6 protein-coding genes are annotated in these 7,625 nt (G+C 65.8%); 5 read left to right on the forward strand and 1 reads right to left on the reverse strand.

Translation table 11 applies throughout. The annotated features are described in order from the left end of the window. Together I55_RS09500 and I55_RS09505 are read left to right on the forward strand one after the other, a co-directional pair. Positions 1–1,842: efflux RND transporter permease subunit (locus I55_RS09500; RefSeq protein ID WP_044560291.1), on the forward strand; the 1,842-nt coding region annotated here is incomplete at its 5' end. A 19-nt stretch (positions 1,843–1,861) separates the two neighbouring features. Then, positions 1,862–2,995, forward strand: a complete 1,134-nt coding sequence (locus tag I55_RS09505) for an efflux RND transporter periplasmic adaptor subunit (RefSeq protein ID WP_159107152.1) — start codon at positions 1,862–1,864, stop codon at positions 2,993–2,995. 174 nt (positions 2,996–3,169) lie between these two features. On the opposite strand, the gene I55_RS38985 is transcribed toward I55_RS09505, so the two are convergent. Continuing rightward, positions 3,170–3,304 (reverse strand): hypothetical protein, encoded by a 135-nt coding sequence (locus I55_RS38985; protein ID WP_286364294.1) that lies wholly within the window; start codon positions 3,302–3,304, stop codon positions 3,170–3,172. A gap of 278 nt (positions 3,305–3,582) precedes the next feature. On the opposite strand from I55_RS38985, the gene I55_RS09510 reads away from it, so the two are divergent. The 3 genes from I55_RS09510 to I55_RS34310 all read left to right on the forward strand — a co-directional run bounded on the left by I55_RS09510 (position 3,583) and on the right by I55_RS34310 (position 7,459). After that, positions 3,583–4,347: an ABC transporter substrate-binding protein gene (locus I55_RS09510; protein ID WP_083900976.1), complete on the forward strand. Its 765-nt coding sequence runs from the start codon at positions 3,583–3,585 to the stop codon at positions 4,345–4,347. Positions 4,348–4,435: 88 nt separating this feature from the next. After that, positions 4,436–6,664, forward strand: a complete 2,229-nt coding sequence (locus tag I55_RS09515; protein WP_044560293.1) for a helicase-related protein — start codon at positions 4,436–4,438, stop codon at positions 6,662–6,664. 96 nt (positions 6,665–6,760) lie between these two features. Then, positions 6,761–7,459 (forward strand): AAA family ATPase, encoded by a 699-nt coding sequence (locus I55_RS34310; RefSeq protein WP_083900977.1) that lies wholly within the window; start codon positions 6,761–6,763, stop codon positions 7,457–7,459. The last annotated feature ends 166 nt before the right edge of the window (positions 7,460–7,625 follow it).

Genomic DNA, 7,625 nt, shown 5'->3' on the forward strand with positions numbered 1-7,625 from the left:
CTGTTCTCGCCCCTGGCGCTGGCCGTCATCTCCTCCATGCTGATGAGCTACGTGCTGTCGCGGACCCTGGTGCCGGCCATGGCGGCCTGGTTGCTGCCGGCCGAGTTGCGCGGCCATGGCCATGGCGAGGAAGGCATGCACGGCGACGCCGCCCCGCCGCGGGGCGTCGCCGGCGCCTGGGCCCGCTTCCACGCCAGGTTCGAGCGCGGCTTCGAGGCCTTGCGCCAGCGTTATCTGCGGGTGCTGGAGGGTGGCCTGTCACGGCCTTGGATGGTAACCGGTTTCGCCCTGGTGCTGCTGGTCTGCGCCGGCCTGACCATCCCCTTCATCGGACGCAACTTCTTCCCCGAGGTCGACGCCGGCCAGTTCCGCCTGCATGTCCGCACCCCCGCCGGCACCCGGCTGGAAGAGGCGTCGCGGCAGTTCGGCGCCATCGAGCGGTCCATCCGCAAGATCATTCCGGCGGATGAGCTGGGCCTGATCATCGACAACATCGGCCTGCCCGACCCGGTGAACCTGGGCCTGACCGACAGCGTTACCGTCAGTTCCGCCGACGGTGAAATCCTGGGCGCCCTGACCGAGAAGCGGTCCCGCCCCACCCAGGAATATGTGACCGCCATCCGGGAGATGGTGGCCCGAGACTTCCCCGGCGTGGAGATCTTCCAGAAGCCCGGCGACATCACCAGCCAGATCCTGAACGGCGCCGTGCCCACGCCCATCGACGTGCGCATCATCGGCACGGCCCGCGGCCCCAACGCCATCATCGCCGACGACCTGCGCCAGCGCTTTAAGAACATCCCGGGCCTGGTGGACGTGACGCTGCGCCAAGTGACCGCCACCCCCGGCTATCGCATTGAGGTCAACCGGGCGCGCGCCGCCGAGTTGGGCCTGACCCAGAACGACGTGGCGCAGGAGGTGCTGGTGTCGCTGGCGTCCAGCGGCGTGGTCAACCCCAGCTACTGGATGGACACCAACTCGCTGGTCATCTACCCGGTGGTGGTGCAATCGCCCCAGCGGCTGATGGCGTCGCCCGAGGATCTGCTGAACACGCCCATCCATTCCACGCGGGTGTCGACACCGGTGCTGCTGCGCAACGTGGCCACGCTGGTGCCGACCAAGGTGGCGGCCGACATCAGCCGCACCTCGTTCTCGCCCCGCTATGACGTCATCGCCAACGTCTCGGGCCGCGACCTGGGCTCGGTCAGCCGCGACATCAAGGCCGCCATCGAGGCGGTGCGCCCGCAGCTGAAGCCCGGCAACCGCATCGAGATGGGCGGCCAAATCAAGACCATGGAACAGGCCTACGGCGACATCGCCGCCGGCATGGCCCTGGCCGTGGTCTTCGTCTACATGCTGATGGTGGTGAACTTCCAGTCGTGGCTGGACCCTCTGATCGTGCTGGGCGCCACCCCGGCGGCCGTCCTGGGCGGTGCTGTCATGCTGCTGCTGACCGGCACCACCTTCAGCGAACCGGCCCTGATGGGCATGATCATGGTCATCGGCGTGGCCACCGCCAACAGCGTGCTGATGGTGTCCTTCGCCAACCAGCGGCGCGAACAGGGGCTGACGCCCGTGGACGCGATGGCCGAGGCCGGCGGCGCCCGCCTGCGTCCCGTCATGATGACGGCACTGGCCATGGTGTTGGGCATGATCCCCATGGCCTTGGCGTTGAGCGAGGGTGGCGAGCAGAACGCCCCCCTGGCCCGCGCCGTGATGGGCGGCCTGCTGTTCTCCACGCCCATGACCCTGCTGGCGGTTCCCGCCGTCTATGTCCTGTTGCACCGGCGGCGCCACGCCATCGTCGCCGCCTCCACCGTTCCCGCCGGCTCGGCCGCCGAGTGATTTTAGGAGTCTGATGATCATGAGCGCCGCCCCTAAGACCACCGCCCGCCACCGGACCTGGATGCTGGGCACCGCCGTCGTGGCCCTGGCCGGCATCGGCCTGGTATCGGCCCCGCACCTGGCCAGCGGCAACAAGGCGCCGCCGGAAACCCAGCCGCAAGCCCCGCTGCAGGTCAAGACCACGACGCCGAAGCCGGTGAAGTCGGCCGACGGACTGCTGCTGCCGGCCCAGACCCAGGCGCTGGCCGAATACACGGTCTACGCCCGCGTCTCCGGCTACATCGGCCAGCGACTGGTGGACATCGGCGACGTGGTGAAGGCCGGGCAGACCCTGGCCATCATCGAAGCGCCCGACCAGGACCAGCAGCTGATGCAGGCCCGCGCGTCCCAGCACCAGGCGGAAGCCAACCTGGCGCTGGCCAAGTCCAACTACACCCGGTCCAAGTCCCTGCTGGGCGATGGCTGGGTGACGCGCGAAACCTATGACACCCGCGAATCCGCGCTGAACGCCGCCCAGGCCGACCTGGAGGCGGCGGTGGCCAACGTGAAGCGGCTGGAGCAGCTGACCGCCTACAAGACGGTGACGACGGCCATCGACGGCATCATCACCCAGCGCCAGGTGGAGCGTGGCGACCTGGTGGTGGCCGACGCGTCCAGCGGCAAGGCCCTGTACCAGGTGTCGCGCCAGGACCATCTGCGCCTGGTCATCGACGTGCCGCAGGGCCAGGTGCCGGCGGTGACGGTGGGCGCCCCGGTGGACGCCACCTTCGTGGAGTTTCCCGGCCGCAGCTTCCCGGCCAAGGTGGTGCGCATCTCCCATGCGGTGGACAGCACCAGCGGCACCATGCGGGTGGAGGCCGACCTGCCCAACCCGGACCTGACCCTGCCGGCCGGCATGCGCGGCAACGCCCACTTCCCCGATGCCGGCGCCCAGGTCCTGTCCCTGCCGGTGAACACCATCGTCACCCGGCCGGGCGGCAAGCGCGTGGCCGTGATCGATGGCGAGGGCAAAATCCGCTTCCACCCGGTAACGCTGGGCCGCGAATTCAGCACCACCATCGAGGTGGTGGGCGGCGTCAGCGACAAGGACCGTGTGGTGCTGAACCCGAACACCATGCTGAACGATGGCGACGCCGTAACCGTGGCGGAGTAATCGCCCGCGGCGAAACGCCGGTCCCATAAGTCAAGGGCGGGCGAGAAGACTACCATCGTAGGGTACGGCGACTCCGCCGTCGCCTGGCGGCCAGCTCCGCAATATCCAGATCAAAAGAAAACGGCCGCCCTTCCGGAGCGGCCGTTTGCTTTCATCGCCTTTTGCGACTGGCCCTTACCACGGACCGCAGGAACCGCATTCCGGCAGGGCGGCGACGGTCACGGTGCGCTGGGCGGCAAAGTGGTTGGCAGCGACGACGCCGACGCCCACAATGAACAGGCATGCGAGAGCGATCTTCTTGAAAGACATGGCATTTCCCCATCTGCGTCGGGCGGACGATTCCGCCGGACAGGCGTAAGGGCATACGCAAAGGCCGGGCCAGTTTCCCAACGCCCTCTATCTTTCGGACACGTTATTCCGTGTCAGGTAGCAAGCCGTTGTTAATTCGTTAAGATTTAGGTTATTACAAAAGCGGCAGAGCTATGCCGTGGCAATATTGTTGCCATGGGGCGGCAATAACCTCTCCTTGCGAGTGGGCAGAAATGACCCGATGTGGTGTTATTTTCCGGCTATTGGAGGTCTGATCCGTGGGGACCATCGCCGGTTTGATTGGCCGGCTTCTCTTGAGCATCATCGCGACTGGACAGCCCGTCCTGCAGGGGGACGCGGCGGAAAAGCCGGTCATCGAGTTCCTGTTCCCGGATTCCGGCCCCTTCCTGCAAAGCGTCGCCAACGGCGGCGCCGTCCGGGGCCCCGTGGCCGCCCGGGTTGAGGCGCTGGCCGCCAAGGCCGGGGTGCAGATCAATTGGCTGGGTCCCGTCCCCCGCAACCGCATTCTTTCCGACCTGCAGGACGGCCGCGTGGCCTGCACCGCCAACGCCATCCAGACACCCGACCGGGCCCTGCGCTTCAAGTTCACGACGCCGCTGTTCCGCGACACCAGATGGGTGGTGGTGGCCAAGGCCGGGACCACCTGGCTGGACAGCTATCCCACGCTGGGCGCCTTGCTGGCGGATGACACGCGCCTGTACGGCAACCTGCTGGGCGCCTCCGTCGGGTCGGACATCGACCGCCTGGTGACACAGGAGGCGGGGCATGTGCGCACCATCCGGGGCACGCCGCTGGACCTGATCAAGATGGTCGCCGCCGGCCATGTCGATTATGTCATCCTGGCCGACGACCGCGACATGGCCATGGTGGCCCGAGCCATGGACCTCAGCCCCGATGCCTTCGTCTATCACCGATATCCGGACCTGCCGGGCGCGGACGCGGGACGTATCATGTGCGCGCAGACGGTGCCCGACGATGTCATCGCCGCATTCAACAGGGCCCTCGCCGAGACGCCACGCTGAAAGCCTGGAGGTCGACAGCGGTGGACGCCGGCGGTCCAGCGGCCCATAAAGGGCGTAACCCCGAGCTTTTTCCGGTCCTTGCGCTGCCATGACGCCCGACACCAACCCCGTACCCGAAACCGGCACCCACAGCTGGGATCCCGATCTGCTGCTGGCCGTCGCCACGACGGAGGAGGGCTGCGCCACCCTGGCGCAGCTGGGTCTGGTGCGCCCCCGGCAGGCGGCGGCCATGGGCCTGGTGCCCCTGCCCCTGGTCTTCCCCGACAAGGAACAGGTGTGGGTGGAGGAGGCGCGGCGGGAAGAGTTGCTGGCCATCGTCCAGCGCCGCGCGTCCGAGGCGGTGGCGCGCCCCACCCTGCTGACCGCCGCGCGCCCGACCCTGCGCGAGGCGGGATATGAGATCACGCCGGCCATCGTGCCGGACCGCGTGCGCGTCAGCCAGCGGCTGGAGGTGCGGCTGCCCAGCTTCCCCCACCCCTACCGCCTGAACGTGGACCGCACCTTCTCCGTCGGCGAATTGTCCGACCTGGATGGGGACGCGCTGGTCGCCCTGGTCAGCACAGACGGCAAGCTGAACGGGCGGAAGCGCGAGGCGGAAGGCAGCCTGGCCCGCCGCCTGGCCGAGATCGAAGCCGATGTCAGCAGCGACGCCGAGGCGCTGGCCGAGATCCGCGACCGGCTGTGGCGCGCCACCCATCACCTGACCGACGCCCCGTCCGTCCTGCGCCGGTGGGAGCGGGAGGTGGCAACCTGGGCGCAGGACCGCATCCACGCCCGGGGCCGCAGCTTCGTCGACAGCCATTTCGACCTGAAGCGCTACGAGGACCTGTTTCCCCTGGCGCGCAGCATGCCGCGCCGCCTGGTGCTGGTGGTCGGGCCGACCAACTCGGGCAAGACCCACCGCGCCATGCAGGCCCTGAAGGATGCCCGCAGCGGCGCCTACCTCGCCCCCTTGCGCCTGCTGGCGCTGGAGATCATGGACCGCCTGAACAAGGAGGGCGTGGCCGCCAACCTGGTGACGGGGGAGGAGGAGATTCGCGTGCCCGGCGCCCGCATCACCGCCTCCACGGTCGAGATGCTGGACCCGGAAAGCCGCCTGGACGTGGCGGTGATCGACGAGGTCCAGATGCTGGCCGATCCGGAGCGCGGCTGGGCCTGGTCGGCCGCCGTGGTCGGCGTGCCGGCGGAAACAGTGTACCTGCTGGGCTCCCCCGACATCCGGCCGGTGGTCGAGCGCATGGCGGAGTATCTGGGCGAACCGCTGGAGGTGGTGGAGCTGGAGCGCAAGACGCCGCTGAAGCTGATCGACCGCCGGCTGGAATGGAGCGACGTGCAGGCGGGCGACGCGCTGATCGCCTTCTCCCGGCGCGAGGTTCATTCCGTTCGCGAAACGATCCGTGCCAGGGGTCTGAGCGCCGCCGTCATCTATGGCGCGCTGGCGCCCGAGGTGCGCCGGCGGGAGGCGGAACGTTTCACCACCGGCGAGGCCGACGTGGTGGTGGCGACCGATGCCATCGGCATGGGCCTGAACCTACCGGTGCGCCGCGTGCTGTTCACCAACCTGGAGAAATTCGACGGGCACGAGGTGCGCCCCTTGAAAGGATCGGAGGTGCGGCAGATCGCCGGCCGCGCCGGCCGCTACGGCAAGTTCGAGGTGGGGGAATACGGCGTGGTCGGGCGCGGCAGCCCCAATGCCCTACGCCACATGTACAAGGCGGCGGACGAGGCGGTGCACGCCGCGATGTCCCTGACCCTGCGCCCCACCCGCACGATGATGGAACGCCTGGCCACGTACGTCGGCACCGATCGCCTGGTGCCCCTGGTCGACTGCTTCGCCGCCGCCGACACCCGGGGCTCCCCCTACGCCTTGGCGGACCTGGCGCCGGTGCGCAAGATGGCGGTGGCGCTGGACTCCCGCCGCCTGGATTTCGATCGCCGCCTGACCCTGCTGTTCATGCCGGCCGACCTGGACCGCGAGACCGACGCCGACCTGGTCTATGGCATCTGCCGCGCGCTGGAGCGGGAACAGCCCCTGTTGCTGGACAGCGTGGCCGGCAAACGCATCGACAGCCTGGACGACCTGGGGCTGGAGGCGCAGTCGCGCATCTGCGACCTGTATTACTGGGCGACCCGCAAGTTCTCCGCCATGTTCCCCGACCGCGAGGCCGTCACCGAGCGCCGCGCCGCCGTGGCCGAGCGCCTGGCCCAGGTGCTGGCCATGCGCAGCCGGGCAAGGGCCGCCGGCGAGGGTGCGACCAAGCCCAAGCCAGGCTTCAGGGGCGCGCCGCGCAAGCGCTATGGGCCGAAGCGGAAGTGAGTATCACATGCTATCATGGGCGAACATCTTTATTCGCAGGGCATTGACAGTCATGATATGCCTGCTGGTAATGGGACAAAAACGTAGAATTAGAACATGCTAACTCGTATCGAAATTGACGGATTCAAAACCTTTGAGAACTTCAAGCTGGACCTGCAGCCATTCACTGCTGTCGTCGGCCCAAATGCTAGTGGGAAATCCAACCTTTTTGATGCTATGCAACTCCTATCGGCGCTAATGGATCACGATATCCTTAGCGCCATGCAAGGATTACGTGGCGAACCAGAAGAATTCTTCCGTCAAACCAATGAAGGCATAACCAACAATATTAATATTGCGGTTGAGGTTTTCTTAGAGAATGAAGGTGTTGATGATTTCAAACGCTCTTACAAGGTGCCAGCGCAACGTTTGCGTTACGAATTGACATTGGGGCTTAATTATGGAAATGATGGGAGCACACGCGGTATATTTGTTCGTGATGAATATTGCCATGCAATGAAACGCGCAGAGGATCGCGCTGAATATCTAAAGCCGAGAAAACCGAGTTATGGCCGATACTCAACACCTTTTATCCAGAAAAATGAAAGCGGAGATGCACTTTTAGTAAGGCAAGATGGTCCTGGAAAAAGTGGCCACCCCATGCGTCTTTCCCTTCGAGAGGCTTCTCGGACTGCATTATCCACTATTACAACTGCGGAATTTCCTCACTTGTATGCTTTGCGAAAAGCACTGCGTGCAGTTAGATTTTTAGAAATTAACCCGACCGCTGCTCGGCAGGCCAATGACCGTTTTTGAAAGACCACTTTAAAACCTGACGCTTCAAATTTAGCCGCAGTGCTTAATCGCCTACGGGATCAAACACGAAGCGAAAAACGACCCAATGGCGTTCTTATCGATATTGCCAACGATCTCGCAGCTCTCATACCAACTGTGTGCGGGATCAATGTGCAATCAGATGACC

This window comes from Azospirillum sp. B4, from assembly GCF_000333275.1.
Lineage (GTDB): Bacteria > Pseudomonadota > Alphaproteobacteria > Azospirillales > Azospirillaceae > Nitrospirillum.